The 25,439-nt window shown below is 60.4% G+C and carries 25 protein-coding genes and 1 riboswitch; of the genes, 11 read left to right on the top strand and 14 right to left on the bottom strand.

The window, feature by feature from the left end:
* From JN12_RS11320 to JN12_RS11285, 8 genes are all read right to left on the bottom strand, one after another.
* Positions 1–297 (bottom strand): cytochrome C oxidase subunit IV family protein, encoded by a 297-nt coding sequence (locus tag JN12_RS11320; RefSeq protein ID WP_145022752.1) that lies wholly within the window; start codon positions 295–297, stop codon positions 1–3.
* Positions 298–338: 41 nt separating this feature from the next.
* Complete coding sequence (locus JN12_RS11315; RefSeq protein ID WP_145022747.1) at positions 339–941, bottom strand: cytochrome c oxidase subunit 3; 603 nt, start codon at positions 939–941, stop codon at positions 339–341.
* Positions 938–2,560, bottom strand: a complete 1,623-nt coding sequence (ctaD, locus tag JN12_RS11310; RefSeq protein ID WP_145022744.1) for a cytochrome c oxidase subunit I — start codon at positions 2,558–2,560, stop codon at positions 938–940. The genes JN12_RS11315 and ctaD overlap by 4 nt, the downstream gene beginning before the upstream one ends.
* The gene (locus JN12_RS11305) at positions 2,557–3,405 is read right to left on the bottom strand and encodes an SCO family protein (protein ID WP_246125848.1); all 849 of its coding nucleotides are present in this window, start codon (positions 3,403–3,405) and stop codon (positions 2,557–2,559) included. The genes ctaD and JN12_RS11305 overlap by 4 nt, the downstream gene beginning before the upstream one ends.
* A 217-nt stretch (positions 3,406–3,622) precedes the next feature.
* Entirely contained in the window at positions 3,623–4,801 is a 1,179-nt protein-coding gene (locus tag JN12_RS11300; RefSeq protein ID WP_145022741.1) for a methyl-accepting chemotaxis protein, read from the bottom strand.
* Between the two features lie 383 nt (positions 4,802–5,184).
* Entirely contained in the window at positions 5,185–5,409 is a 225-nt protein-coding gene (locus JN12_RS11295) for a MoaD/ThiS family protein (protein WP_145022738.1), read from the bottom strand.
* Between the two features lie 52 nt (positions 5,410–5,461).
* The gene (locus JN12_RS11290; protein WP_145022735.1) at positions 5,462–7,192 is read right to left on the bottom strand and encodes an aldehyde ferredoxin oxidoreductase family protein; all 1,731 of its coding nucleotides are present in this window, start codon (positions 7,190–7,192) and stop codon (positions 5,462–5,464) included.
* Between the two features lie 35 nt (positions 7,193–7,227).
* Positions 7,228–7,345: riboswitch (molybdenum cofactor riboswitch) on the bottom strand.
* A gap of 108 nt (positions 7,346–7,453) precedes the next feature.
* On the bottom strand, positions 7,454–8,617 hold the full coding sequence (locus JN12_RS11285) for an iron-containing alcohol dehydrogenase (RefSeq protein ID WP_145022732.1): 1,164 nt from the start codon (positions 8,615–8,617) through the stop codon (positions 7,454–7,456).
* Between the two features lie 514 nt (positions 8,618–9,131).
* On the opposite strand from JN12_RS11285, the gene JN12_RS11280 reads away from it, so the two are divergent.
* The 5 genes from JN12_RS11280 to JN12_RS11260 all read left to right on the top strand — a co-directional run bounded on the left by JN12_RS11280 (position 9,132) and on the right by JN12_RS11260 (position 14,505).
* Complete coding sequence (locus JN12_RS11280; protein WP_145022729.1) at positions 9,132–9,347, top strand: hypothetical protein; 216 nt, start codon at positions 9,132–9,134, stop codon at positions 9,345–9,347.
* Between the two features lie 127 nt (positions 9,348–9,474).
* Positions 9,475–9,684: a hypothetical protein gene (locus JN12_RS11275; RefSeq protein WP_145022726.1), complete on the top strand. Its 210-nt coding sequence runs from the start codon at positions 9,475–9,477 to the stop codon at positions 9,682–9,684.
* A 176-nt stretch (positions 9,685–9,860) separates the two neighbouring features.
* The gene (locus JN12_RS11270) at positions 9,861–11,009 is read left to right on the top strand and encodes an iron-containing alcohol dehydrogenase (RefSeq protein ID WP_145022723.1); all 1,149 of its coding nucleotides are present in this window, start codon (positions 9,861–9,863) and stop codon (positions 11,007–11,009) included.
* A 277-nt stretch (positions 11,010–11,286) separates the two neighbouring features.
* On the top strand, positions 11,287–12,942 hold the full coding sequence (locus tag JN12_RS11265; RefSeq protein ID WP_145022720.1) for a GAF domain-containing sensor histidine kinase: 1,656 nt from the start codon (positions 11,287–11,289) through the stop codon (positions 12,940–12,942).
* Positions 12,943–12,975: 33 nt separating this feature from the next.
* Positions 12,976–14,505, top strand: a complete 1,530-nt coding sequence (locus JN12_RS11260) for a sigma-54-dependent transcriptional regulator (RefSeq protein ID WP_145022717.1) — start codon at positions 12,976–12,978, stop codon at positions 14,503–14,505.
* Between the two features lie 4 nt (positions 14,506–14,509).
* Here the strand turns inward: JN12_RS11260 and JN12_RS11255 are convergent, their stop codons facing one another.
* From JN12_RS11255 to JN12_RS11245, 3 genes are all read right to left on the bottom strand, one after another.
* Positions 14,510–14,872: a hypothetical protein gene (locus JN12_RS11255; protein ID WP_145022714.1), complete on the bottom strand. Its 363-nt coding sequence runs from the start codon at positions 14,870–14,872 to the stop codon at positions 14,510–14,512.
* A gap of 217 nt (positions 14,873–15,089) precedes the next feature.
* Positions 15,090–15,914: an AAA family ATPase gene (locus tag JN12_RS11250; protein WP_145022711.1), complete on the bottom strand. Its 825-nt coding sequence runs from the start codon at positions 15,912–15,914 to the stop codon at positions 15,090–15,092.
* 104 nt (positions 15,915–16,018) lie between these two features.
* Positions 16,019–16,198, bottom strand: a complete 180-nt coding sequence (locus JN12_RS11245; RefSeq protein ID WP_145022708.1) for a hypothetical protein — start codon at positions 16,196–16,198, stop codon at positions 16,019–16,021.
* A gap of 83 nt (positions 16,199–16,281) precedes the next feature.
* Between JN12_RS11245 and JN12_RS11240 the strand changes: the two genes are divergently transcribed.
* Entirely contained in the window at positions 16,282–17,187 is a 906-nt protein-coding gene (locus JN12_RS11240; protein ID WP_145022705.1) for a protoglobin domain-containing protein, read from the top strand.
* Here JN12_RS11240 and hemH read toward each other — a convergent pair.
* Positions 17,160–18,128 (bottom strand): ferrochelatase, encoded by a 969-nt coding sequence (gene hemH, locus JN12_RS11235; protein ID WP_145022700.1) that lies wholly within the window; start codon positions 18,126–18,128, stop codon positions 17,160–17,162. The genes JN12_RS11240 and hemH overlap by 28 nt on opposite strands.
* Before the next feature lie 168 nt (positions 18,129–18,296).
* The gene (locus JN12_RS11230) at positions 18,297–18,470 is read right to left on the bottom strand and encodes a hypothetical protein (protein WP_145022697.1); all 174 of its coding nucleotides are present in this window, start codon (positions 18,468–18,470) and stop codon (positions 18,297–18,299) included.
* 86 nt (positions 18,471–18,556) lie between these two features.
* On the opposite strand from JN12_RS11230, the gene JN12_RS11225 reads away from it, so the two are divergent.
* A complete protein-coding gene (locus tag JN12_RS11225; RefSeq protein WP_145022695.1) occupies positions 18,557–19,495 on the top strand; it encodes a YbgA family protein in 939 nt (312 codons plus the stop codon).
* Here JN12_RS11225 and JN12_RS11220 read toward each other — a convergent pair.
* Entirely contained in the window at positions 19,477–21,336 is a 1,860-nt protein-coding gene (locus tag JN12_RS11220; RefSeq protein ID WP_170241902.1) for a cytochrome c3 family protein, read from the bottom strand. The genes JN12_RS11225 and JN12_RS11220 overlap by 19 nt on opposite strands.
* A 215-nt stretch (positions 21,337–21,551) precedes the next feature.
* On the opposite strand from JN12_RS11220, the gene JN12_RS11215 reads away from it, so the two are divergent.
* Genes JN12_RS11215 through JN12_RS11200 form a run of 4 tightly spaced genes read left to right on the top strand, consistent with a single transcriptional unit; the run spans position 21,552 to position 25,353 of the window.
* The gene (locus tag JN12_RS11215; RefSeq protein ID WP_145022689.1) at positions 21,552–22,379 is read left to right on the top strand and encodes a polysaccharide deacetylase family protein; all 828 of its coding nucleotides are present in this window, start codon (positions 21,552–21,554) and stop codon (positions 22,377–22,379) included.
* Positions 22,364–23,026 (top strand): glycosyltransferase family 2 protein, encoded by a 663-nt coding sequence (locus tag JN12_RS11210; RefSeq protein ID WP_145022686.1) that lies wholly within the window; start codon positions 22,364–22,366, stop codon positions 23,024–23,026. Before JN12_RS11215 ends, JN12_RS11210 begins: the two co-directional genes overlap by 16 nt.
* Before the next feature lie 27 nt (positions 23,027–23,053).
* Positions 23,054–24,436, top strand: a complete 1,383-nt coding sequence (locus JN12_RS11205; protein ID WP_145022683.1) for a radical SAM protein — start codon at positions 23,054–23,056, stop codon at positions 24,434–24,436.
* Entirely contained in the window at positions 24,433–25,353 is a 921-nt protein-coding gene (locus JN12_RS11200; protein WP_145022680.1) for a lysophospholipid acyltransferase family protein, read from the top strand. The genes JN12_RS11205 and JN12_RS11200 overlap by 4 nt, the downstream gene beginning before the upstream one ends.
* Positions 25,354–25,439 lie beyond the last annotated feature (86 nt).

Here is a 25,439-nt window from a genome sequence, read left to right as displayed (position 1 = left end):
TCAGCGATAGAGCACGTCGAAAAAGGTAAAGCCGATGAAGATGGCCAGGGTCAGCAGGGCTACGAACAGGAGCCAGCGCAGGAGCCGCCCCTCGTAGCGCATATGCATGAAGAAGGCGATCACCAGACCGGCCTTGGCCGAGGCAATGGCCAGCGAGCCCCAGACATGGCCGATTCCCAGCTCCTGTCGGGACACCCATACGGTCAGAGCGGTCAGGGCGAGGAGGACCAGCCAGACCGTTGTCAGTTTGCCGTAGCCGATGATGTGCGTGGTGTTGTCATGCGATTCAATGCCCATGGTCTTATCCAATGTTTCGTAGGGGCGGGGTCACCCCGCCCCTACAGGATGAGGTAATAGAGCGGAAAGATGAAGATCCAGACCAGGTCCACCAGGTGCCAGTAGAGGGCACCGTTTTCGAGCCACACGTAATCTCCGCCATGGACGGTTCCCCGGCCGACCCGCACGGCCACCACCGACAGCAGAATGGCGCCGATCAGCACGTGCAGGCCATGGAGACCGACGGTCAGGTAATAGAGACTGTAGAATACCGACTCGCCCGGCGGGCCTGCTGCCAGCACGGGTGAATTGGGGTAGATGCCGCGGCCGATCTCGGCGCTCCACTCCAGGTACTTGTTGAACAGGAAGACGGCCGCGCAGAGGATTGTCCCGCCAAGAAGTAGCTGTACTGTGCGGCGCCGGTCCCGCTGGATGGCGGTCACCGCCATGGCCGCCAGCAGGCTGCTGGTTATGAGGAGCAGTGTGTTGACCGTACCGAAGACCAGGTGCATCTCCCGGCCGGCCGCGGCAAACTCGTGGGGGTAGCGGGCCAGGTAGGCACCATAGAGGAGAAAAAGTCCGCCGAAGAGGAGCAGTTCGGTGAGGAGAAAGAGCCACATCCCGAGCTTGGCCCCGGTGTAGTCCCTGTGCAGCGGCTGGCTCATGGGATGCCCGCCCCCTTGAAGTCGTACGGCCCATGGGTTACCACCGGCTCCTCGGTGAAGTTTTCCGTGGGTGGCGGGGTGGGGATGCTCCACTCCAGGGTCGCCCCGCCCCAGGGGTTTTGGCCGATCAATTCTCCGCTGGAGAGCCCGCGGAACAGGTTTACCAGGAGCAGCACCAGGCCGCTCACCAGTATCCAGCTGCCGATGGTGGAGACCAGGTTCAAGGGGGCGAATTCGGGGAGATAGTCGTAGTAACGTCTGGGCATCCCCTTCATCCCCAGGACCATCATGGTGAAATAAAGGATGTTGAACCCGACGAACATCAGCCCCCAGGCGATGACGGCCGGTCTTTCGGCATAGCGGCGGCCGTAGAACTTGGGGAGCCAGTAGTGCATGGCCCCGAAAAAGGCAAATCCGGAGCCGCCGAAGATGACGTAGTGGAAATGGCCGACCACGAACTGGGTGTCGTGGACATGGATGTCGGTGGCTGCCGCCCCCAGGATCAGTCCGGTCAGGCCGCCGATGGAGAAGAGGAGCAGGAACGACAGGGCGAAAAGCATCGGGACTTCCAGGGAGATGGAGCCCTTGTAGAGGGTGGAGACCCAGTTGAAAACCTTGATGGCCGACGGGATGGCAACGATGAAGGTGAGGAAGGAGAAGACCAGGATCGCCGTGTCGCTCATGCCGCTGGTGAACATGTGGTGCCCCCAGACGAGAGACCCGGCCGCGGCGATGGCCAGGCTGGAAAAGGCGATCATCTTGTAGCCGAAGATCGGTTTGCGGGAGAAGACCGGGATGATCTCCGAGATTACCCCCATGGCTGGCAGGATCATGATGTAGACCGCCGGGTGGGAGTAGATCCAGAACAGGTGTTGGTACATGATCGGGTCGCCGCCGCGTGCCGGGTCGAAGAGGCCGGTGCCCAGGACCCGCTCGGCGATGATCAGCACCAGCGTGATCCCCAGGATCGGGGTTGCCAGGATCTGCACCCAGGCAGTGGCGTACAGGGACCAGACAAAGAGCGGCAGCCGGCCCCAGGTCATCCCCTGGGCCCTGAGGCGGTGGATGGTGGTGACGAAGTTAAGCCCGGTCAGGATCGACGACAAGCCGACGACGAAGACGCCGAAGACCGCCAGTGAAACGTTGGTAGCGGTGCGGGCGCTGAACGGGACGTAGAAGGTCCAGCCGGTGTCGGGCGGCCCGCCGCCGGTGAAGAGGGAGGTGAGGATGATCGCGGCACCGATGATGTAGAGCCACCAGGAGAGCAGGTTCAGGCGGGGGAAGGCCACGTCTCGGGCACCTATCTGGATCGGCATGATCAGGTTGCCGAAGGAGCCGGGAAAACCGGGGATGATGAAGAGAAAGACCATGATCACGCCGTGCACGGTGAAGACGGCGTTGTAGGTCTGGGGCCCCATGATGGTCCGGCCCGGCGCCATCAGCTCCAGCTTGAGCAGGACGCCGAGCGTCACGGCAACCAGGAAGAAGCCGAGTACCGAGTAGAAGTAGAGGAACCCTATCCGCTTGTGGTCCGTGGAAAAGATCCACGAACCGATGCCGCTCCTGCCGGTATCGTTCCAGAAGTTTGAGGTTGTTGCAAGTCGTTCCGCCGGATTCATGCTCTCCTCGTTGGTTGCTGTCTGCGTTTCCTGCCGCCCAGGAACAGAAAGGCGAGAAAGCCGCCGGCGCTCAGCATGACCACTGTGGCGCTTACCCTGAGCAGGTTGAAGACATAGGTCTTTCCGGCCGGGTCGAAGCTGAAGCAGTAGCCGACCACCCGGCGGACGGTGACGCCCACTTTTCCCTCCCGTGCCTCCAAAAGGGCCAGGGCCAGGTCCTTGGGCAGGAAGGTCGTCCCGTACAGGTAGCGGACGATGGTCCCGTCCCGGGCGACAATGATGCTCGCCACCGGGTGGATGAAGTCATGCCCCTGGCGCTGGAAACGGTAGCCGGCGCTAGCGGTCAGTTGCCGGATGCTGCCGGCATCGCCGGTCAGGAAGCGCCAGCCATCTACCGGGAAAGGCGCTTCTATCGAGTTCAGGTGCATTTTTTTGGCGCGGGCGGCCAGCGCCGGGGTTTCGGTTTCGTCAAAGCTGACCGAGATAACCCGGTACTCCGTGCCGGGTTTTGCCTTCAGTTGTGGCAGGACGCGGGCCAGGCCGTTCTGGAGGTAGTTGCAGACATTGGTGCAGCTGTAGTAGACCGGCAGGATGATGGTCGGGCCGGCGACCAGGTCGCCGAGGCGGACCGGTTTTCCCGTCTCGTCGCGGAAGGTAAGGTCGAGCGGCACCTTAGCCCCCAGCCGCTCGTCCAGGCCGACGGAGGTGTCGGAAGCGGACGTAGCGGTATGGTCGTGCAGTAGCGTCGTTTCTTCGCTATGGGCCGCAGCCCGGGCAGGATGCAGCATGAGCACGGAGGCAAACGTCGCCGCCAAGAGAGGTGTATACTTCGAAAGACATCTCAATCCAACCACGTCTCCATCCTCACCCGGTTACTGACCACCATAATGCTTTTACTATACCACAGTCCGGCGGAACCTCTACCCTTCCACCCAGACCGATACCGACCCGCCCCCACAGGCTCCCGTCAGCCTCAGTGGAAGCACTGCATCATGACGCCGTTCAGATCTGCCATGGCCCGTCCTCCACCTTCAACTGACGTGTCACTACTGAAATCCGATCTCATAACTTAAACTGGCCAACCAAACTCCCGAGTTCCTTTGCTTGCGTTGCCAGCATGGCTGCCGCAGCCGTTGTTTCCGTGGCTCCCTGGGCTGTTTGCTGGATCACGGCAGTAATTTGCTGGATGTTGTTGGAGATCTCTCCGGTGGTTGAGGTCTGTTGATTGGCGGCAGTCGCAATCTGGTTGATCTGCATGGTTACGTCATTTACCTGCTGGAGGATCTGTTCCAAAGACTGGCCTGATTTACCCGAATATTCAGTCCCCTTTTCCACCTCTGCAACGCCTTGTTCGATTGCGAGAACAGCCTCCTTTGTTTCATTCTGAATTGCCTTGATCATTTCACTGATTTCCCGGGTGGCGCGGGTGGTGCGTTCTGCCAAGGCGCGAACCTCGTCGGCTACCACGGCGAAACCACGACCCTGTTCTCCCGCGCGTGCGGCTTCAATGGCGGCATTCAGCGCCAGCAGGTTTGTCTGATCGGCAATATCCTCGATTGTTCCAATAATCTGTCCAATCTGGTCGGAGCGAGCACCCAACTCCACGACAGTCTTTGCGGCATCATTGACGCGAGTGGCGATACTCTCCATGCAATCTGTTGTCTGACGAACTATCTCGACTCCTGCCTGCGCGGTGTTGCTGGCACGAGAGGAATTATCCGCCGCATTCATGCAATTGTTGGCTATATCGTTGGACGTGGCGGCCATTTCTTCACTGGCGACGGCGACCGTGTTGGTCTGCGAGGCGGCATTCTCCGTTCCTGCGGCAATTTGGTCTGCATTGGATTGAAGTTGTCGCGATGCCATGGCAACCTGTTCTGACGTCTGTGATATTTGGGAAATGATGTCGCGCATGGTTGTCTGAAGGCTGCTTATAGAGCGGATGATGTTGCTGATCTCGTTATTGCGTTTAGGCGCAATCGTCTGCGTCAGGTCACCATCTGTTATTCTGGCCAGATAGCCCAGGATGCGGTTAAGTGCATCGTTCACGGTCCAGAAGAGCAGCCAACTGAACAAAAACCCGAGCAGCACGAATATGGTCGTGGACGCAACGGCCTGCAACGTCGAAAATGAACGTCCCATGATCACTGCGATGATGATGCAGAAGCTGTAACAGATACTGAGCAGCATGATGCGTGTGCGGATTTTCAGGTGCAGATAAAGATTTAAGAGAAAGTCCATCGTTACCTCCCAAGTGTTGCTACCCTAAACCTGGGTACACATTGATGTATCGTCAGGTTAAGCTGTATATGAAGATAAAATGTATTTATGAAGAACGGGCAAGAATCCCCGGGTACGTGCAGACAACTGGGGGCTAATTGTATATGCGGATTAAGATCATCTTCAAGGACAAAACTGCCGGCTACATTAACGAGGTGAATCTAGCGAGGTTGCTCAGGAAGGGTGCTATAGTTGCATTCAATCGCGCTGGCGGATGAGTGGGGCCGGAGGGGAGGCCATGCGTATGCCGGACCGGAAAGAAGGCAGGACTTCCGGAAAGTGAGAGGGGCATGACCGTCGTGCGTGGCGGCTGAAGTGATCAGTGTTGCGGTGCTTGTGCCATCTCAGCCTCCGCCGACCAAGGGGAAGAGGGCGAGGGTGTCACTGTCCTGCAGGGTGTAGTCGAGCGAGGCGTGCCGGCTATTGACCAGAATGATCCCGATCTCCGCTTCGGTCAGCCCGAGGCTCACGACGATACTGCGGCAGTCGGTCCCTTCCGGCAGCTCCTGTTGGTCGACCTTGAACCTCCCGTTTCTGAAGGTGGCAAACAGTTTTACGGTTATCTGCATGGCTGCTCCAACACGGGGCGGGCACTGGTGTGCCCGCCCCGCTTCGTTAGGGTCAGAAATTCCAGAACTCATCAATTTCTGCATCGGTGAAGTCCCATACCACATTGTGGGGCGCCACAGTCTCGGTCTTGAAGAATTCAGGCAGGCGGTCGTGCTCCTTGGTGAAGCCGGCCTCGCAGTTGAACTGCCGCTCGATCTTCAGGATATGCTTGCCCAGGTTGGTCACATCGTCGCCGGTGAGGGCAATGCCGAAGCGGGCGTTGATCATGTCGATGAGGGCCGGCAGGCACTCGGGGATGTCAAGGGCCGGGAAGGCGATGAAGATGCACATGCCGGTGGAGTCGACAGCGGCGGTGGCGATCTGCAGGTTGCGGGAAAGCTCCACCTGGCCATCCTTCTTCAGCGGGTCCACATAACCGCCCACATTGAGGATGTTGGTGGCTATGGCGTAGCCGGCGGTGTGGTCGGCCCCCATGGTGGAGGTGGCGTAGGTGATGCCGATCCCCTTGACCGAGCGGGGGTCGTAGGCCGGAATAGCCTGGTTTTTCACCACCGGCACCCGGGTGACGCCGTAGGTTCTGCCCACGGAACCGGCACCGCCGCCGAGGACCCGGCCGAGCGGAGTCCCCTTGGCGATCTCTTCCGTAAGCAGGCGGATGATCCCCTTGCCGTCGCCGAACGGGAGGATGCCGGCCTCCATGGCCACGCCAAACATGACCGCGGTCTCGATGGAGTCGATGCCGATGTCGTCCATCAGGTTGTCGGCCCGGGCGATGTCGTCCAGGTTGTCGATGCAGCAGTCGGCGCCCAGTCCCCAGATGGTTTCGTACTCGAAGCCGGAGGTGACGTATTTGCCTTCCTTGTCGTGATACACCTGGGAGCACTGGATGATGCAGCCGGCATGGCAGCCGTGCTTCGGCTTGCCGCCCCGGGCGACGATGGTGTCGTGCATGGTCTCGCCGGAGATCTTGTCGTGTCCCTCGAACTGACCGTAGGTGAAGTTCCTGGTCGGCAGGCCGCCGGCCTCGTGGAGGATGTTGACCAGCACGTTGGTGCCGTAGGTCGGGAGCCCCTCGCCGCTGACCGGGTGATCCAGAAGCGCCTTGGCAAAGGTCCTGGCCGCTGCCTTGAACTTGTCCGGCTCGGCGATCTTGACGCCGGGGGCGCCCTGGTCGTCGATGGAGATGAACTTGATCCGCTTGGAGCCCATGACCGCTCCGAGCCCGCCGCGTCCGTGGCTGCGGATCTTACTGTCCGGGTCCTTGACCGAGATGTTGGCCGCGGTCATCTTCAATTCACCGGCCGGGCCGATGGTCAGGATGCCGGTCTTCTTCCCCAGCCGCGCCTCCAGCGCCTCGATGACCGCGAAGTTCCCCTTGCCGACCAGTTCGGTTTCCTCCTGAACGGTGACCCCGTCCTTGTTCACGTGCAGGCTGTACCACGCCTCTCTCGCCGGAATCCCCTCGATGATCAGCGCCTTGATGCCGAGCCTCGCCAGCATCTGGGCCGCGGTGCCGCCGGCGTTGGATTCCTTGATGGTACCGGTGAGGGGGCTCTTGGCGCCGGCGGAGAGCCGGCCGGAGTTGGCGGCCGGACTGCCGGTCAAAAGCCCGGGGGCAAAGACCAGCTTGTTGTTCGGGCCAAGCGGATGACAGGTGGGGGGGACTTCGGCCGCGACGATGGTGGAGGTGAGGCCGCGGCCGCCGAGACCGGCCCAGGCAGCGGGGACTGCTTCGATAGCAGTTGTGAGTGTGGACATGTTGACGCGGAGGATCTTATTCATCTGGCACTTCTCCCTTTCATATTCGAATGTTTCCGCTTAAGCGGATGTCATCTCCTTTCCAAAGGGAGGCGGCGCCGTTTCCAGCGACACCCGTTGGCCGGCTGCCATGAGGTTTCCCCTGTTAGGCGGCACAGCTCGGAGGTTGAACGTACTTTAAACGGCAATTGAACGCGGATTAACACGGATATACGCAGATAAAATCAGTTTTAGCCGCGTCCATCCGCCAAAATCAGATTTGATCCGCGTTCAATTGCCTTGTCACTACATTGCGGCCTTGAAAATCTCGATGACCTGCTCCAGGGAGGCCTTGCGCGGGTTGGTGAGCTGGCAGGCGTCCTTCTTGGCGTTCTCTGCCATGACCTTCAGATCCTCTTCTTTTACGTTCAGCGCCTTGAGGCCGGCGGGAATGCCGATTGAGGCAGAGAGACGGCGGATGGCCGCAATCGCCCTGTCGGCGGCTTCGGCCACGGAGAGCCCTTCGATGTTCTCACCCAGGGCAACGGCGATATCGGCAAAACGCTCCGGGCAGGCGATCAGGTTGAACTGGCTGACGGCCGGCAGCAGGATGGCATTACAGACGCCGTGGGGGAGGTTGTAGAAGCCGCCCAGTTGGTGCGCCATGGAGTGGACGTAGCCGAGGCTGGCGTTGTTGAACGCCATGCCGGCCAGGTACTCGGCATAGGCCATCTTGTCGCGGGCTTCCAGGTTGTCGCCGTTGGCTACGGCCGGGCTCAGGTATTGGGCGATCAGCTCGATCGCCTTAATGGCGCAGGCGTCGGTGATCGGGGTGGCGATGGTGGAGACGTAGGCCTCCACGGCGTGGGTCAGGGCGTCCATGCCGGTGGCTGCGGTGAGCGCGGCCGGCTTGCCGACCATCAGGAGCGGATCGTTGATGGCGACATTCGGTGTGCAGCGCCAGTCGACGATGGCCATCTTCACATGGGTGTCGGTGTTGGTGATGATGCAGAAGCGGGTCATTTCCGAGGCGGTGCCGGCGGTGGTGTTGATGGCGACAAAGGCGGGCATCGGTTTGGTGGATTTGTTCACCCCCTCGAAATCGCGGATATGGCCGCCGTTGCCGATGACCAGGCCGATCCCCTTGGCGCAGTCGTGGGAGCTGCCGCCGCCCAGGGAGATGATGGCGTCGCACTGGTTATCCTGGTACACCTTCACGCCATCGTGGACGTTGGTGTCGGTCGGGTTCGGTTCTGCGCCGTCGAAGATTACCACCTTGACCCCTGCCGACTCGACCTGCTCCTTGATCTTGTCAGCCATACCCATGGCCGAGATCCCCTTGTCCGTAACGAGCAGCGCCCTGGAAGCGCCGAGCGCCTTCACCTGCCCGCCGGTCTCCTTGGCAGAGCCGATCCCCATCAGTGATACCGTTGGAATGAAAAATCCGTACGTCTGTTCTCCGAGTGCCATGGTTACTTCCTCCTCTATTGTTGGGTGGCGTTACTCTGAATGCCGCTATGCCGAGCTGGAACGTGCATACGGTTTCGTAAAACGCTTTTTCTGGTATATGGCAAGGCCCGTACCAACAGCTTCATAAACCGGCCGGTTTTGCAGTCACGTGGAAATAGCAACTGATATCAGCTTGTTACGTTAGTGGGGGTGAACGGTGATTGTGGCGAAGAGTGAACAATTGTTCCAATAGGGAGCGTTTGTTTTGTTCCGATGTGGAGCTATTGTGTTGATATGGATCAGTTGTGGCTCTTTTTCGCCACAGAGCGAAACGAACGGACTTCACTATTCCGAATGGCTAAAAATCTGTCTCATTCCCCTGTAATCACGACAATCGCCCATGAGTGGAGGGAGGGGCTGGCGGGGATAGCACGAAAAAATGGTATCGAAATTGCCCTGTGCCGAAAAGGAGCCCGTTCGATCTCAATGACTGTTGCCGGGCTCGGACCAGTTACATGAAAAGGGAGAGTGCATCATGGGGAGAAAGTACAAGAATCCGAAAAAGCCTAACATAGTATCCGTACGGATTACCGATGAAGAGATGGCGATGGTCCAGCAACTCATGGACGCGACCAGCAAGCGGGCGTCAGAGCTGATGCGTGAGGCATTCCTGCTGTTCAAGACGGAATGGCAGTTGGCCGGCATGGCGGATGCACCGGTGGACGGGAGCCAGGCTGCCACCTGTCCGTAGTCGGTTGTATCCGGTCGGGGGCCTGTGCGGCTCCCTTTCTTTTCGCCTTGACCTTGCATCATGCCGGGGTATCTTTGGAGGGGACAAGGTTGTAGCTTACACGAGTTGTTTCTGACGAGGAGCGACCATGCTGCTGGAACAGTTGGTGGAAAAAGCCGCAACTCCCCCGGAGTACGATTGGGACGCCTACTATAGCTGGCTGTTCAGCCGCATCGCCGGCCGGGAAGCGAGCGGTTTTACGTTCTGGCAGTGCCAGAACTGTCTCTCGGTCAACATCCTCTTCCTGCCGGCACGCTACGGAAAGTGCCGGTCGTGCGATCTGATTCACCTGCCGTAAGCCCCCTCGTTGCCACTTTTGTTTTTCCCTCCGGGACCTGATCTAACGAACCAGTATCATTTGGAAGGTGTTTGGTCTAATATGGAACAAGAACCTTTGTTCCATATTGTGACGTTTGTGTCCAGTTGTACCGGTTCAGACCGCTGACCCTCTGTAGAGCCACAAAAGGAGAGACCGTGAACATCAGCAAATTTGTCGCCCCGGAAATCATCTTCGGCCGTGGTTCCCTCAGCCAGATCGGCGAGAGCGCGCTACGCATCGGTGCCTCCAGGGTCTTTCTGGTCAGTGACGCGGATGTGATCAAGGCCGGCTGGGTCGACCAGGCGGTGTATTATCTCCGGTCCGCCGGTCTGGAAACGGAGGTCTTTTCGGCCCTGACCACCAACCCCAAGGATAACGAGGTGACCGAGGGGACCGCCCGGTATCTGCAGGCGCGGTGCGACGGAATAGTCGCCGTGGGAGGGGGGAGCCCCACCGATGTGGCCAAGGCGATCGCTACCCTGGCCACCAATGGCGGGAAGCTGCAGGAGTACGAAGGGATCAACAGGATCAGCCGGCCGCTGCCACCGATGCTGATCGCCCCGACCACGGCCGGCGCCGGCTCAGAGGTGAGCCAGTTCACCATCATCGTGGACACGGCGCGCAGGCTGAAGATGTCGATCATCTCCAAGTCGCTCGTGCCGGACATCGCCATCGTCGATCCGGAGCTGCTCAAGACCAAGGACGCCAAGCTGGCCGCCGCCACCGGGCTCGACGCCCTGACCCACGGCATCGAGTCGTACGTGTCGCTGGCGGCGACGCCGCTCACCGACATCCACGCCCTTAAGGCGATCCAGCTGATCTCCCGGAACCTGAGGCAGGCGGTTGCCGACCGCCAGGACATGGAGGCCAACACCAACATGGCCATGGCGGCCCTGACCGCCGGTCTTGCCTTTTCCAACGCCATTCTCGGCGCCACCCATGCCATGACCCACCAGGTGGACGGCCTGATCGACCGGCACCATGGGGAGACCAACGCCTCGATCCTTCCCCACGTGATGGAGTTCAACCTTCCGGCCTGTCCCGATCGCTTCCGCGACATCGCCGTTGCCATGGGGGAGGATGTTGCCGGACTGAGCGATCTGCAGGCTGCCGCCCTGGCGATCGTGTCGGTCAGGCGGATGATTGCCGACATCGGCCTGGCCAAGGGGCTGGCGGATATCGGGCTCAAGGCGGAGTTCGTACCGCTCTTGAGCCGCAACGCGATGAAGGACGCCTGTCTGGTGACCAATCCGCGGAATGCGAGCATCGAGCAGATCGAGGCCATTTTCTACAAAGCGATGTAAGCCGCGTCCATCTTCAGGGCACCTTTGCCCCGGCCTCTTTCGCATAATCCTCGACGTAGCGCCGCTTCGTCATATTCAGCTTACGTCCCATCGGGACAGAATGCTTGTAGCCGGGGGATTCATCCCCCGGTAATGGATTGGCCTTTCCTTCAGTCACGTACGTGACGTAAAGAATGAACGTCCGCGAATCCCGGCGATAAATCGCCGGGCTACAGGCATTCTGTCCCTACGGGACGTAAGCTGACAAAGCGGAACTAAGAACAAAAAGGAATCAATTGTGGAAAACAGGGAAAAGCTGCTTGAGCAGTTGACCGGGGTGGACTCCTCCAAGCTCAACTACTATGTGGAGTTGAAGAAGCGGAGCCAGGAACTGCTCAAGCAGAACAGCCGCCTGGAGATCCTGCACCAGCTGGCCCGGGACATCAACATCGACATGTCGATCTCCGACATCATCGAACGGGCCTTCACCAAGCTGCCCCAGACGCTCCCCTGCGATTTCCTCGGCCTGGTGACGGTCAAGGGCGGCGAACTGACCCTAACGGCGCTGATGCCGACCGATTTCTGCCGGATCGAGACCTTTCCCGCCCATTCCCCCTCCCTGAAGGTCATCCAGCAGCGGAAGGCCGGCATTTTCGACCTGACCCCAGTGGAGTTCAGCCATATCCGGATCAATCCGGGGTATCCCGGGCCGATCCGGGCATTGGCGGTCGCCCCGATGTTCAAGCGGGACGAGGTGATCGGCACCCTGCTGGTCGCCAGTATCTTCGACCGCGCCTACCGAGAGGAGGATTTAAGCTTCGTGCAGCACCTGGCTGATCAGCTGGCCATCAGCATCCAGAACTCCCGCCTGTACAAGCAGGTCTCCCGGGCCAAGAAGGAGTGGGAAGAGACCTTCAAGGCGGTAACCGACCCGATCTTCCTGGTGGACACCGATTACAACGTCCTCCTGCACAACGACCACCTCCCCCCCGAGATGAGCGGCTTCTGGCACCAGGCGGTCAGCAACAAATGCTTTGCCAAGATCCATGGCCGTACCCACCCCTGCCCGAACTGCCCGATCAGGGAGGTGCAGCGGACCGGCAAGCCGGTGTTCCAGCGCTGGCAGACCGAGGCCGGGCTGGTGCTCGATCTCTCCTACTATCCGGTGCTGAACGAGGAGAAGCAGCTGGCGGCGGTCACCATCATCGTCAAGGACGTCACCCAGAAGACCAAGATGGAGGGGCAGCTGGTCCAGTCGGCGAAACTGGCCGCGCTCGGCGAGATGGCGGCCGGGGTGGCCCATGAGCTGAACAGCCCGATGACGGTCATCATCGGCACCGCGCAGATGCTCTCAAGGGACCTGCAGCAGGAGGCCCAGTACGAAAAGGCTGAAGTACTCAACGACATCATCAACTCCGGACTGCGCTGCAAGCGGATCATCCAGAACCTGCTGACCTTTTCGCGGCAGAACCAGTCGCCGCAGACCGATGTGGACCTCAATGCCGAAGCGGAACGGGTCCTGAGTATGATCCAGTACCAGATCAACCGGAACCAGATACGGATCGTCGAGCGGTTCGACACCGACCTGCCGCGCCTGACCGCCAACGGTCCGCAGATCCAGCAGGTGCTGATCAATTTCCTGATCAATGCCCGGGATGCCCTGGCCGATGTGGAGCGGAAGGAAAAGGTCATCGAGGTGAAAACCGCGCAACGGGTCGAGGGGGATAAGCGGTGGGCGCTCCTGAGCGTGACCGATAACGGTGTCGGCATTGCCCCGGAAAACCTGGCGAAGATCTTCACCCTGTTCTATACCAGCAAGGAGGCGACCAAGGGGACCGGGCTCGGCCTGTCGGTCAGCCTGGGGATCGCCGAGTCCCACAACGGCACCATTGAGGTGGAGAGCCGGCCGGGGGAGGGGAGCACCTTTTCCCTGGTGCTGCCGGTAGAACTGTAGGGGCGCCGCTTGCCGCGCCCGACTGGAGAAAACATGTCCCCGTCCCAGGTCCTGATCATCGACGACGAAGCGGATGTCTGCACCTTTTTCAGCCGCCTGCTCACCAGAAAGGGGTATGGCGTTGTCACCGCCGGCAACGAGCCGGAGGCGATGCGCGCCCTGGAAGGGAGAAGCTTCAGCGTGGCGATGGTCGATCTGAAGCTGCCGGATACCGACGGCCTGACCCTGCTGCAGATGATCAAGACCAGACAGCCGGCCTGCGAGGTGATCCTCATGACCGGTTACAGCACCGTCAAGACCGCGGTGACGGCGATGCAGCTGGGGGCCTACGAATATCTGGAGAAGCCGTTCGACGACATTGGCGAGATCGAGGCATTGATCGAAAAGGCCGCCAGCCACGGCGCTGCCCAACAGAACGGGAACCGCGCCACGGAAGAGTGGTCCGATACGGCCCAGGCGGTCGGTTTCCGGGTCGGCACCGCGCCGAGCATGCGGCGCCTGGTTTCGCTGGCCTACAAAATCGCCACCAAGAACATCAATGTGCTGATCCAGGGGAAGACCGGGACCGGCAAGGAGGTGCTGGCCCGGTTCATCCACGCCGCCTCGGGCCGCGCCGACCAGCCCTTCATTCCGGTGAACTGCGGCGCGCTGCCGGAAAACCTGCTGGAGAGCGAACTGTTCGGCCACGAAAAGGGGGCGTTCACCGGTGCCAGCCAGACCCGGCGCGGTATTTTCGAGCTGGCCAACCGCGGTACCCTGCTGTTGGACGAGATCGGCGACGCCAGTCCGCAGATCCAGGTCAAGCTGTTGCGGGTGCTGGAAACCGGAGAGTTTATGCGGGTCGGTGGCGGAAAGGCGATAAAGACCGACGTGCGGGTCATCGCCGCCACCAACGTCGACCTGGAGGAGGCGATCCGCGAAAAGACCTTCCGCGAGGATCTCTATTACCGCCTCAACGTGGTGCGCCTGGAAATCCCCCCCCTGCGTGCCCGGGCCGACGACATCCCGCAGCTTGCCGAGCACTTTGCCCGGCAGCATAATGCCGATATTCAGATCTCGCCGGCAGCCATGCGCCTGCTAAGGGAATACGGCTGGCCGGGCAATATCCGCGAACTGGCCAACGTGATGCGTCGGGCCGTGGTGATGAGCAGTGACGGAACGATTCTGCCCGAACATCTGGGAAGCAGGTTCCTGCCCGGTGCCACCGATGCCGCGAAGACGGTGGCACCGGGCACGGGGCAGAACCAGGAAGGGCACAAGACCCTGAAGGATTTACTCTCTTATTTTGCCAAAGCTGATCTGCTGGCAGGGATGAGTGGTGATGCGTTGCAGGAGACGCTCGTTGCGCTGCACGAAGTCGAGGCGGGGGTGCTGAGAGCCATGCGCGGCAAGGGGGTGGAGCCGGACCTTCAGCTCGGTCTGAAGGAGACGGAAGCGGATGCCATCAGGAGGGCGTTGGAACAGTGTCGGAGGAACATCACCGAAACGGCAAAGGTGCTGGGTATCGGCCGGAACACCCTCTATCGAAAGATCAGGCAGTACAATCTGGGGAGCTTGTCGTAGACAGCTAGTTGCTGCAGGGGAAGGTTTGCTGAAGGGCCATGAGCATGATCGGTTCGATCTGCGCATCGGGCGCCAGCTGGTAGGTATTGACGGTATCTTCAACCAAAGAAACCAGATGGTTGGTGTCCAGAATGAGCGTGTCGGGAATGCAGAAGAACTGCTTTCTGTTTGTCGCGTTGAGGCTGCTGTTCGCCAGACGGAGTCCCTGGTATATGCCGTTAATGTAGTAGCTGAAATAACTGGTGTCTTTGACGATGATGAAGTCTTTCACGGTCAATTCAGCGCGTGCTTCGTGCGCCAGGGGGGATGTTGAAAGAAAAAGTGAAACCAATGAAAGCACAATAATAATGCAGCAAGATTTTTTCATGACTTGGTCCTTTAACTTAAGCTGCCATCTCTAAGGTCAAAGCAAAAATAATGCCTGATGGAAAATAATAGTAATATCAGACTGTATCAAGCGTGTCCCAAAAAGAACGGTGTTATTTAGAGGCCTGGGTCGGTGAATTAACGCTTGGTGTTAATTGATTGTTTGTAATTTTGCGCAAGGATTTGTGTTGCTGATCTTGATCTGTGGGGACGTGCTGTCACTGTGGCGCGATATAGCGCAGCGCTTCGTCTCCCAGGATGCTTTCCACAGCCAGAGGAAGGAGTTCCTTGGCATCGCGTTCCGTTGCCTGCATCATCTTCAGCGCGTAGCGGGCGATGTTGATGCCGTCCCGGACCGAGTAGAGTTCGTCGGCGGCATGGGCACGCTGCAGGAAATCGACCACATATTTGAGGATGCGGGGCGGGGCGAAGGGGAGATTTTCTTTGAGAATCTGGAACTCTTCGTCGGCCTCGGGAAAATCGATGTAAATCTGGGGCTGGAGACGCGAGTGGATGTACTCGGGCACATCAAAGGTGGAGGAGTCTTCGTTCATGGTGACGACGATGCGGAAGTCCCGATGGGCGCTGATCCTGAGGCCGGTGATGATGGACTCCACATAGCGCCGGTCATCCAGGAGCGGCGCCAGTGAGGCCCACGCCTTTTCGCTCATCCGGTTACCTTCGTCCAGGATCAATACCCCCCCTTTGAGCATGGCAGTTACGAGCGATGAGCCGGCGTACTGTATCCTGCCATCCGGTCCTACCGTGGGGGTGACAATCAGGTCTTCCGGTCGGGTATCCATGGTTGCCTGGAAGAGGTAGACCGGCCGCGAAAGGGCGCGGGCCGCGGCATAGGCGAGGGTGGTTTTGCCGACGCCGGGTTTGCCGATGAGTCGCGGGTTGAAGGGGATGTCCCTGTCGTCGATCACGAGCCAGGCGGCCAGGAGCTGCCTGAGCAGTTCCTCCTGTCCCACCCATTTGAGGGGAAGGGTTACCGGGTTGGCCAGGGTGAGTTCAATGCCTTCAAGGGTGATTCTTTCCATCGGGTCTCCAAAGAACGAAGGAACGAGGTGCGAGGATACGGGAGCGAGGGAGAGAGTCGGTCAATCTTTCCTCGTTCCTCGAACCTTTTCCCTCGATGCTGATGTCAGGTGTTGAATTCGTGGTGGTACATCATGACAAGTTTTGCCCGGTTTTCGAGGCAGGTCGGGCATAGTTCGCCGCCATCGCGCCATATCTCCTCAGCCAGCCAGGCGCCGGCTTCGGCAAAGATCGATGGTTCGGTGGACGGATCAAATTCGGCGTTGCAAAGAATGCATGTTTTCATAACCATACCGAATGTTTACAGAATTGCCAGCAGCCCGTTTAGCGCCTATACTCTACCACATCACAGGTCAAAGGAGAACCGTCATGCTGACCATGCAGGATATCAAGGGGCACTACTTCTTCACCGACGAGGATGCGGAGCTGCTGCGGCAGCTGCGGCCCCTGGCCGAGGCCAACAGGGAACGGATGGCGGACGAATTCTACGACTACCTCCTCGGGATACCTGAGACCGCGGAGTTCCTGAAAGATAGCACGTTGCGGCAGCGGCTGCGCAAGACCCACCAGGAGTGGTTCCTGGCGCTCTTTACCGGCAGCTACGACAATCTCTACTACCATACCCTCCAGCGGATCGGCCAGACCCATGTCAGGATAGGGCTCAAGGCCCATTTCGTCAATGCGGCCATGAATGTGATCCGACACTTCATCATTGAGCTCCTGCAGGAGAATTTCCCCAACATCCAGGAGCGGCGCAAGTTCCGTAATGCCGCCGAAAAGATCGTCGACATCAACCTGGACATCATGAGCGCCTCCTATCAGGAGGAGGAACTGCGGAAAGTCTTTGTCAACCGCCGGATCGAGTCCCAGCTGATCCGGGCGGCCGAGCGGTTCACCTACGGGCTGAATCTGATACTGGTGATTGCCCTGGCCGGCGTCTCTCTGGGGGTAGTCGGCCTCTTCATCTGGGACATTGCCCATATCTTCCACGGCGACGTGGAGAAGGGGATACTCGGCGCACTGGGAACGCTGCTGATCATCTGGATGATGATCGAGCTGATGGACAACGAGATCAAGACCCTGAAGGGGGGAAAGTTCAACATCCTGGTCTTCATCGGGGTGATCATCGTGGCCCTGATCAGGGAGATTCTCATCTCGACCCTGCGCCACGATGCCCTGGAGACCCAGATCTTCCTGGCCGGCACTCTGCTGATTCTGGGGATCGTCTACTACCTGGTGGCGAAGAGTCAGCGGGAAGCTTCGGTAACCGGTTGAACCTTTGCCACCAGGTCCGCCAGGCAGGCAATGAAGGTTGGCGACGTGTTCAGCGACGGCGAGCGCTTGCACTTGGCAAACCCAAGGTTAAAGGCCATCTTGCCGTATTCGATGTCGATCTCGTGCAGGGTCTCGATATGATCCGAAACGAACGAGAGCGGCACGATGAGCAGGTTCTTGCTGCCATGGGCCGCCAGGTGCTCCAGCATGGCCTCGGTGGAGGGCTCCAGCCATTTTACCGGTCCGGCCCGGGACTGGAAGGCCAGATGATGCGGGACCTCGAACTTCTCCATCACCAGCCGCACCGTTTCCTCGATATGGGAGAGATAGGGATCACCCTCGTCGATGAATGACTGGGGAAGTGAATGGGCCGAAAAGAGGATCTCCCGGTCGGCCAGCGGGTGGAACTCCTCCAGACCTTCCCGGATCTTTTCGGCCAACGCCTCGATGTAGAGGGGATGATCGTAGAAGCGGTCGATGTAGGTCACGTCGAATTTCGTGCCGGCCTGCTCAAGAATGCGCTTCAGTTCGTTGATGCTGGAGCCGGTGGTCGCCCGCGAGTAGTGGGGGTAGAGTGACAGGGCGATGATCCGCTCGATCCCCTCCCGCTTGATTGCCGCCAGCGCCTCCAGTGTGGAGGGGCGCCAGTAGCGCATGGCCACGAAGCAGCGGTACCCGTCGCCGAGCGTCTCTTCAAGTGCCTTGCCCTGTGCCTCGGTCAGTTCCCGCAGGGGAGACTTGCCACCGATGTCCGCGTAGTTCTTCTCCACCTTGGGTGCCCGCCGCTTGGCGATGATCCGGGCGATGAGCGGCTGGAGCCAGGCCGGGCCGATCTTGATGATGTCCCGGTCGGCAAAAAGGTTGCGCAGGAACGGCTCGACAGCGTCGATGGAGTCGGGGCCTCCCATCTGGAGGAGAAGTACGGCGGTTTTCCGGGCCATCGGTTACCTCGGTAGTGAAAAAAGTTGCATGCTTCGACCCGGTCGCTGGCCGAGAAAGAGGAGTGCGGCATAGCAGCCATGGGCAATGGCCGCGAGCAACAGAGTCCTATACAGCACGGAAGCCATTCCTGTCTGCGTCACCGGCAGCTACCAGTCACCGGTCACGAGTCACTGCTTTAACGGCATCGGTTCGCAGACATTGTCCGCAGAATTGGCCTCGCCGCCACAGATGAAGCATACAACGGTCGGGTTCTGTGCCAGATGTTTGACCTCGTCCAACAGCCCCTTGCTCTTGAGCATGCAGAGATGTCCTTCGTGCTTTTCGCCGCATTGACATGCCATGATCTGTGCCTCCTTGTCTGTTGTCGCTTGTGCGTGGTAGATTCGCAATAGCGCAAATACTGTAACACGCCTGACCGGAGTTTGCCATGGCCAGCACCCCAAAAATCGGCGTCAGTTCCTGTCTGCTCGGCGAGCGGGTTCGCTACGACGGTGGCCACAAGCATGACCGCTGGCTGACCGATATCCTCGGCCCATTTGTTACCTTTGTGCCGGTTTGTCCCGAGGTGGGGGCCGGTCTGCCGGTCCCCAGGGAGGCAATGCGGCTTGAGGGTGAGCCGGCGGCGCCCCGCCTGGTGACGACCCGGAGCCGGGTTGACCTGACGGAGCAAATGCTGGCGTTCTGCCGGGCCAAGGTTGTCGAACTGGAACGGGAGGAGCTGTGCGGTTTCGTGTTCAAGAAGGATTCGCCCAGTTCCGGCCTGTTCCGGGTGAAGGTCTACAACAGCGGAGGGGTGGCCAGGAGCGGCAGCGGCCTGTTTGCCCGGGCGGTGGCGGAGCATTTCCCGAACCTGCCGGTCGAGGAAGAGGGGCGTCTCAATGATCCGGCCCTGCGGGAGCAGTTCCTGGAGCGGGTCTTAGCGTATTGCCGCTGGCAGGAGTTCTGCCGGAACGACGGCAGCATCGGTGGGCTGGTCAGGTTCCACACCAGCCACAAACTGCAGTTGATGGTCCATAACCCCCAGCTCTACCGGGAACTGGGCAAACTGATGGCGTCTGGCAAGTGGGTGGAGCGGGATGAGCTGATGCGGAGCTACGAGGCGCTCTTCATGCGGACCCTTGGCTATCGGGCGACTCCGAGGAAGCAGGTCGATGTGTTCATGCATGTGATGGGGTATTTCAAGCAGCAGCTCTCCACTGACGAAAAAAGCGAACTCCTGGAGCTGTTCGGGCGGTACCGGCAGGGACAGGTGTCGCTGCCGGTACCGTTGACACTGCTACGGCACTACGTTCGCACGTTCGGCCAGCCGTATCCGGAAGAACAGACCTGGCTCAACCCCCATCCATTCTACCTTTTCCGGTCATAGGCTATGCTGTCGTGGCAGCTCATGGTGCAGTTGCCACCGTTGGCCGTCGGCTTGAAGGTCAGGGTAACCGCTTTTTTGCCGCTACCCTCTTTCTCCTTGAGCAGGTGCGGCTGGGGGGCGGCGTGGAAGTCGTGGCAGCTGCGGCAGGCAACCATGCCGTTCTGCACATGGGCATAGTGCAGGTTTTTGTTCCCGTCCCGGAAGGCGGTCGCCTTGTCCGTGTCGGGAGTTGTCATGGCCGCGACATCATGACAGGTAAAACAGAGCTCGAACTGCTCGGTTGAGAACGCCAGGGACGAGCCGGTGGCGAGGCGGGCCTTCAGGAGCTTCGGCTGGTCGCTGCCGTGCGTGGCGTGGCAGGCATTGCATTCGCCGACAGCCACCGGCGGGTGAACCGATACACCCGTGGCCATGGCCTTGTCGTGGCAGGAGAAGCAGACCGGTTTATCGGCGAGTTTTATCAGAGCTGTTTCCTTTGCCTGGTGCGGGTCATGGCAGGCCATGCAGTCCCCTGCCGCTGCCGGGGAGTGGGGGAAGGCGCCGAGGAGCCGTTCCTTGCGATGACATTCGAAACAGAGTTTTTCACCTGCGGCCCTGAGAAGTTTTTTCGCCGGCGCACTGTGTGGTTGGTGGCAGGCAAGGCATTCGCCCTGCTTTACATGCCAGTGGACACTCTTCTCCGTGGCCATGGTGCCGTGGCATTCCTGGCAGAGCTTGACCGGCGGGGTGATTGATGCCTTCAGGAGCCGCGGCTGATCGCCGCCGTGCACCGTGTGGCAGGCGCCGCAGTCGCCGCCGGCCACCGGGCCGTGGACCGAGGCGCCGCTGGCGATAGTCTTGTCGTGGCAGCTGAAGCAGATCAACTGTCCGTCATTCGTCTTTCTGACCAGCTTGGGAGCCGTTGCCTGGTGGGGGTCATGGCACTCCAGGCAGGCGCCCGAGGCAACCGGCTCATGGGGGAAGCGCTTGCCGGAAAACGGGGTCTTGTCATGGCACTGGAAGCAGAATTCGCTCCCCGATTTGGCCAGGAGTTTTTTCGCCGGCGCGCTGTGGACCGAGTGGCAGGCAAGGCACTTGCCTTCCCTGACCGGACTGTGGACGGTTTTCTGGCTGGCCAGGTTGCCGTGGCAGCGGGAGCAGAGCAGTGCGGCAGGCGTGCCGGGAAGCTTGAGCAGCTTCGGGTAATTGGCGCCATGCACGTCGTGGCAGCCACCGCAATTTCCTTCGGCAACCGGCTTGTGCACTGACTCCCCCTTGACGAGCGCCGGATTGTGACAGTTGAAGCAGACCAGCTGCTTATCGCTCTTTAACAGCTTGGGTGCCTGCGATTGGTGGGGGGTATGGCATCCGGTACAGTCGCCTGCCGCCACCGGCTTGTGCGGATAGGGCCAGGTGGCAATCACCAGCCGGCTGTGACAGCTGAAGCAGAGTCGGGTCCCCTCGTAGCGGAGCAGTTTTTTCAGCGGCGAGTTGTGCGGCGCATGGCACCCCAGACAGGAGCCTTCCCGAATCGGCTTGTGGACACTCTTCTGGGACGTCATGTCGCCATGGCACTCTTCGCACAGTCGCGGACCAGTTGTCTTGACGCCAAAGAGGCCGGGGAGCTCCCGATGGTCACCGCCGGCTGTCCTGTGACAGGCCGCGCAGTCAGACTTCACCGGCTCATGCACGTTAACGCCGTCAATTTTGCTCGGATGGCAGCGAGCACACGGTTTTCCCGACACCGGGTCGATGTCGCCGCGTGATGCTGCCGTTGCCCGGCTGTCTAAGCTTGCCAGGATAAGAGCTGTACAGAAGAGTCCGAGAGTGACAACGCCTTTGAGCGAAACGGGAAAGCTCATGAGACCACCTTTCATCGATGGGGGAAAACTGAACCTGGTGCATGGATAAGCCCAAATCCGTGAAGAGCATATCGGAAACAATAGCAGATTCCTTGAGCCGGACAATTCGACAAAAGCGGTTTACAGCCGCCTGCCCGGTCGGGGTGCCGCGGCGGCATTGACTTATGGCAGGCAATGGTGTAAAAACGCCTTTTCTTAAGAATGGTTTTATTTCAATGGCTTATAATGCTTTAACCATCGATGTGGAGGACTGGTTTCACGTCTGCGGAGTCGAGCCGCGTAGGGAGGTTCCCCGCTCCCGCTGGCAGATACTGGCGAACATGGAGCGGATTCTTGCCCTGCTGGATGAATTCTCTGTGCAGGCGACCTTCTTTGTCCTGGGATCAGTGGCCGAACAGGAGCCAACGCTCGTGCCACGGCTCGTTGCCGCCGGCCACGAGGTCGCTTCCCACGGCTATTCCCACACCCTGGTGCCAAAGCTTGGTCAGGCAGCCTTCAGGGATGAGGTAAAGCGGACCGGCGAAATCATAGCCACCCAGGGCGGAATTCGGCCGCTGGGTTTTCGGGCGCCCCAGTGGTCGCTCTCCGGCAGGGAAACGCCGTGGGCCTTCGATATTCTGAAGGAGGAAGGCTATCGGTACGATTCCAGTCTCTCCCCGCTCCCGTTTATCGGCGACCGCCAGGGAAAGAGGGTTCCCCACCTGGTGACGACCCGCCAGGGTGACCTTGTCGAGGTGCCACCCATGGTGTCGTCGTCTCCTGTCGGCAACCTGCCCACCGGCGGCGGCTGGGGGTTCAGGACCCTGCCGCTGGCGCTGATCAGCGGGACCATGGAGCGGCTCAACCGGGAGGGGCACCCTGCCGTGCTCTATCTCCACCCCCGGGAGATGGACCCGGCAGGTTCGCGACTTCCCCTGTCCCTCGCCCGGTCGTTCGTGGTGTACGGACCGCGCCGGAGCGTCGAAGGAAGGCTGCGCTACTTCCTGGAACGGTTCAGCTTCGCCCCGCTCGGGCAGTTGGTGGAACAGTGGCACCTTGCATAGTCATTCCGGCGTACAACGCCGAACGTACCGTTGTCCGGGTGGTGACCGAGGTCTGTTCCCTTGGCTACCGGGTCCTGGTGGTGGACGACGGTTCCATTGATCGCACCGCCGTCCTGCTTGCCGATCTGCCGGTTACCCTCCTCTGCCATGGCAGCAACCGGGGGAAGGGGGCGGCGCTCAAGACCGGTTTCCGGTGGGCGCTCGACCAGCGGTGCAGCGGGGTCGTTACCCTGGATGCCGACGGCCAGCACGAGGTGACGGCGATTCCGCAGCTCATCGCCGCTGCCGGGCAGCACGATCTGGCGATCCTCATCGCCTCCCGCTATGCCCAGTTTCAGCAGATGGCAGGGCTTCGGCGGCACTGGAACCGCTTCGGGGCGTGGTGCATAAAAACGCGCACCGGTTTCAATATAGATGACAGTCAATCAGGATTCCGCTATTATTCTGCAGATCTGCTCCGCTCCCTCACCCTGGACAGGAACGGGTATGACCTGGAGATGGAACTCCTCGTAAAGGGGTGGCGGGCCGGGTTCCGGATCGATTCGATTCCGGTTGCCGCCCGGGTGGCGGACGGTCGGGCCACCAGCCATTTCCGGCCGGTGCAGGACACGTGGCACATATGCATGACGTTTCTGCGCTACATGTAGACTGATCACGAAAAGAGAATCCTTTCCATGCTCCAGAGCATCAAAAACTACTCCACTGAAAAGATCGTATCCCTCCTGCTTTCCATGGCCACCAACTCCTCCAACGAGACCCTGGCCCGGATGACCCACCTGATGGAACTGATCCCCAAGAAGGAGTATTACAAGGAAAAGATCCGCTGGATCAGGCAGTTGATCCGGGAGAACCACCCGAGCATCGAGTTTCCCCGCCGGATACTGCAGGACATCCACCCCAACCAGCGGAGCAAGTGGATCACCAATCTGGCGGTGAACCACCTCCTGGCCGGGACCAACAAGCGGAAGGCCTGGGCCGACCGGGAAGGGTTCTATCCCCCCTCCACCGTGGTCATCAGCCCCACCATGAAGTGCAACCTCTCCTGCTACGGCTGCTATGCCGGCGATTACGGCAGGGGGCTGGAGCTGACGCTGGAGGAGGTTGATTCGGTCCTGATGCAGATGAAGGAGATGGGGGTCTACTTTGCCGTCATTTCCGGCGGCGAGCCGTTCTTCAAGCAGGACATCTTCGAGATCTTCCGCAAGCACTCGGACATGGCGTTCCTGGTCTTCACCCATGGGGGACTGATCGACGAGGCGATGGTGGCCAAGCTCGTAGAGGTGGGGAACGTGATGCCTGCCTTCTCCCTGGAGGGGTATGAGGCGGAGACCGATGCCCGGCGCGGCGCCGGCCACTTCAAAAAGGTGATGCGGGCCATGGACCTCTTGCGGGGGGCCGGGCTCTCCTACTGCGGCTCGTTCACCCAGACGAGCCGGAACACGCCGGTCATCACCGACGGCCGCTACATCGACATGCTTCTGGAGAAGGGGGTCTTCGCCCTCTGGCTCTTCACCTACGTGCCGGTGGGGCGGGAGCCGGACATGACCCTGATGGCCACCCCCGAGCAACGCGACCTGCTTCGGCAGCGGATCATCGACTACCGGGCCACCAAGCCGATGCTCTTCGTGGACTTCTGGAACGACGGTCCGATTATCAGCGGCTGCATCGCCGGTGGCCGGAAATATTTTCACGTGAACGCCAACGGCGACATCGAGCCGTGCGTCTTCTGCCACCTGGCCGTGGACAACATCCGGCGCACCACACTCAAGGACGCCCTCCGCTCCCCCTTCTTCCGGAAGATCCGCGAAAAGCAGGGGGAGCACGACAACCTGCTCCGCCCCTGCATGCTCATCGACCACCCCGAGGTCGGCCGGGAGATATTTGCCACCGAGGGGGCGTATCCCACCCACGATGGCGCGGATTCGATCTTTCGCGGCCTGGCCGGGGAGATGGATGGGTATGCCCGGGCCTATGCCGAGATCGCCGACGAGGCGTGGGACAAGGAGTTCGTCGAGGCCGGCCGGGGCAAGGCCAGGGGCTGCTCACGGAAGCGATGAACGGGGCAGGACCAAAAGGGCATATCGAGGGGGTCTACAGCAGCCTGAGCCTCTTCTTCATCGGCCAGTTTACCCGCCTGGTGCCGCGCTGGCTGTTCCCGCCGTGTGCCTTTGCCACCGGCGCGCTGTTCTACCTCTGTACCGGGGAGCGGCGGCGGGGGATACGGGCCAACCTGCGGGTAGTGACCGGTCGCCGCGCCGTCGAGCCGCTGGTGCTTTCCACCTACTACAAGTTCGCCAGGAACTGGTGCGACATCATGCTGATGCTGCGCCTCACCGGCGAGCGGCTGGAACGGCTGATCCTGCCGAGGAGCGAGGGGCGGCCGCTGGCGGATGCCCTGGCAGCAGGCAGCGGTGCGATCATCATCACCCCCCACCTGGGGAACTGGGAACTGGGGGGGCTCGGACTGGCCGAACGGGGCTACCGGGTCAACGTCATGACCTTCCGGGAGCCGGATGAAAAGGTCAACGCAATGCGGGAGGCGGAGCGCCGGGTCCGGGGGATCGGCACCATCTACGTCGACCGCGACGCCACCTCGCCCCTGGCGATCATCGAGGCGGTCAACGCCCTGCGGCGTAACGAGGTGGTGGCGCTCCTGGGCGACCGGGACGGCTCGTCCCACACCCAGGCCTTCGCGTTCTTCGGCAGAAAGACGCAGATTCCGGTGGGGGCCGCCTACCTGGCCCTGGCCAGCGGCGCGCCGATCATTCCGGTGTTCGTCCCGCTGGAGCAGGGGCGCTATGCCACCTACATGGAGGAGGCGATCCACCTTGCCGGCCGGCACGGCGAGCATGCCGAAGCGATCCGTACCGGCACGGAGCAGATCCTGCGGGTCTTTGAACGATACATCAGGCGTTACCCGGACCAGTGGTACAATCTCTACGATTACTGGCAACAAAACCAATACAAAGGGTAACTGTTCAGCCCCATGGCATAACTCACCCTAGCCCCCTCTTACCTTAAGGTAAGGGGAGGCCGGGAGGGGTTATGAAAGACGGCAGG

The sequence above is a fragment of the Geobacter argillaceus genome (assembly GCF_007830735.1).
Taxonomy (GTDB): Bacteria; Desulfobacterota; Desulfuromonadia; order Geobacterales; family DSM-12255; genus Geomobilibacter; species Geomobilibacter argillaceus.
This window is presented reverse-complemented; position numbering and strand designations above follow the sequence as displayed.

Excerpts from the sequence above, each read along its gene's own strand:
- JN12_RS11320 (WP_145022752.1), bottom strand. The coding sequence starts at position 297 with ATGGGCATTGAATCGCATGACAACACCACGCACATCATCGGCTACGGC.
- JN12_RS11315 (WP_145022747.1), bottom strand. The coding sequence starts at position 941 with ATGAGCCAGCCGCTGCACAGGGACTACACCGGGGCCAAGCTCGGGATG.
- ctaD (WP_145022744.1), bottom strand. The coding sequence starts at position 2,560 with ATGAATCCGGCGGAACGACTTGCAACAACCTCAAACTTCTGGAACGAT.
- JN12_RS11300 (WP_145022741.1), bottom strand. The coding sequence starts at position 4,801 with ATGGACTTTCTCTTAAATCTTTATCTGCACCTGAAAATCCGCACACGC.
- JN12_RS11295 (WP_145022738.1), bottom strand. The coding sequence starts at position 5,409 with ATGCAGATAACCGTAAAACTGTTTGCCACCTTCAGAAACGGGAGGTTC.
- JN12_RS11290 (WP_145022735.1), bottom strand. The coding sequence starts at position 7,192 with ATGAATAAGATCCTCCGCGTCAACATGTCCACACTCACAACTGCTATC.
- JN12_RS11285 (WP_145022732.1), bottom strand. The coding sequence starts at position 8,617 with ATGGCACTCGGAGAACAGACGTACGGATTTTTCATTCCAACGGTATCA.
- JN12_RS11280 (WP_145022729.1), top strand. The coding sequence starts at position 9,132 with ATGGGGAGAAAGTACAAGAATCCGAAAAAGCCTAACATAGTATCCGTA.
- JN12_RS11275 (WP_145022726.1), top strand. The coding sequence starts at position 9,475 with ATGCTGCTGGAACAGTTGGTGGAAAAAGCCGCAACTCCCCCGGAGTAC.
- JN12_RS11260 (WP_145022717.1), top strand. The coding sequence starts at position 12,976 with ATGTCCCCGTCCCAGGTCCTGATCATCGACGACGAAGCGGATGTCTGC.
- JN12_RS11255 (WP_145022714.1), bottom strand. The coding sequence starts at position 14,872 with ATGAAAAAATCTTGCTGCATTATTATTGTGCTTTCATTGGTTTCACTT.
- JN12_RS11250 (WP_145022711.1), bottom strand. The coding sequence starts at position 15,914 with ATGGAAAGAATCACCCTTGAAGGCATTGAACTCACCCTGGCCAACCCG.
- JN12_RS11245 (WP_145022708.1), bottom strand. The coding sequence starts at position 16,198 with ATGAAAACATGCATTCTTTGCAACGCCGAATTTGATCCGTCCACCGAA.
- JN12_RS11240 (WP_145022705.1), top strand. The coding sequence starts at position 16,282 with ATGCTGACCATGCAGGATATCAAGGGGCACTACTTCTTCACCGACGAG.
- hemH (WP_145022700.1), bottom strand. The coding sequence starts at position 18,128 with ATGGCCCGGAAAACCGCCGTACTTCTCCTCCAGATGGGAGGCCCCGAC.
- JN12_RS11230 (WP_145022697.1), bottom strand. The coding sequence starts at position 18,470 with ATGGCATGTCAATGCGGCGAAAAGCACGAAGGACATCTCTGCATGCTC.
- JN12_RS11225 (WP_145022695.1), top strand. The coding sequence starts at position 18,557 with ATGGCCAGCACCCCAAAAATCGGCGTCAGTTCCTGTCTGCTCGGCGAG.
- JN12_RS11220 (WP_170241902.1), bottom strand. The coding sequence starts at position 21,336 with ATGAGCTTTCCCGTTTCGCTCAAAGGCGTTGTCACTCTCGGACTCTTC.
- JN12_RS11215 (WP_145022689.1), top strand. The coding sequence starts at position 21,552 with ATGGCTTATAATGCTTTAACCATCGATGTGGAGGACTGGTTTCACGTC.
- JN12_RS11205 (WP_145022683.1), top strand. The coding sequence starts at position 23,054 with ATGCTCCAGAGCATCAAAAACTACTCCACTGAAAAGATCGTATCCCTC.
- JN12_RS11200 (WP_145022680.1), top strand. The coding sequence starts at position 24,433 with ATGAACGGGGCAGGACCAAAAGGGCATATCGAGGGGGTCTACAGCAGC.